The following is a 917-nucleotide window of genomic DNA, read 5'->3' on the forward strand; positions in this document are numbered from 1 at the left end:
CGCTGGACCTGTGGGCCGAGGCGCTCGAGGCCAATCGAGAGCAGGCCCTGGCCATCCAGTCCCAAGAGGTCTACGACCGCTACATGAAGTACCTCACCGGTTGCGCGAAGCTGTTCCGCCAGGGCTACACCGACGTCAATCAATTCACGCTGGAGAAGTAACCGCCTCGCCAAAAGCAATCAGCCCCGAACGGATCACCGTTCGGGGCTGACTTGATAGGTCCTACTTCACCATCGTGAATTGCCCCACATTGGTGGTGCCCTTGCGGAAGAAATTCTCGCAGCCCGTCAGATAGTGCATGTACTTGTCGTAGACCTCTTGGGACTGGATGGCGATCGCCTTTTCCTTATTGGCTTCCAGATTGGCCGCCCAAATGTTGAGGGTTCGCGCGTAGTGCTCGCGCAGCAACTGAACTTTCTCAACAGAGAAGCCCGCGGCCTCGCCGAACTTGAAAATGTCTTCCTGTGCAGGCAGCCACCCGCCGGGGAAAATCTCGGCCAGGATGAACTGCGAGAACTGGACGATCTCGTGGGTCAGCGTCATGCCCTTGGCCCGGGCATCCTTGAACGAGGGCCGAACGATGGTGTGCAGCAACATCACTCCGCCGGGCGGCAGCGCGTTGTAGGCCATCTTGAAGAAGCGCCCATAGCGCTGGCGCCCGAAGTGCTCGAACGCGCCGATCGACACGATGCGGTCCACCGGCTCGTGGAATTTCTCCCAGCCTTCCAGCAGCACCCGCCTGGTGCGGGCGGTGTCCATCTGGTCAAAGGACTTCTGCACGTGTTCGGCCTGGTTCTCCGACAGCGTCAGCCCGACGACGTTGACGTCGTATTTCTCGATGGCGCGCCGCAGGGTGGCTCCCCAGCCACAACCGATGTCCAGCAGCGTCATCCCGGGCTCGAGGTTCAGCTTTCCCA

Annotated in this window: 2 protein-coding genes; one reads left to right on the top strand and one right to left on the bottom strand. The window is 60.6% G+C overall.

Going from position 1 to position 917, the window contains the following annotated elements:
• Window positions 1-161: class I SAM-dependent methyltransferase (locus A5760_RS07665; protein WP_196771978.1), on the top strand; the 161-nt coding region annotated here is incomplete at its 5' end.
• A 61-nt stretch (window positions 162-222) separates the two neighbouring features.
• Here A5760_RS07665 and A5760_RS07670 read toward each other — a convergent pair.
• Window positions 223-917, bottom strand: a 695-nt coding sequence (locus tag A5760_RS07670; protein WP_064879326.1) for a class I SAM-dependent methyltransferase, incomplete at its 5' end; no start/stop codon positions are given.

Origin of the sequence: Mycobacterium colombiense (assembly GCF_001665835.1) — a bacterium.
GTDB classification, from domain to species: domain Bacteria; phylum Actinomycetota; class Actinomycetes; order Mycobacteriales; family Mycobacteriaceae; genus Mycobacterium; species Mycobacterium colombiense_A.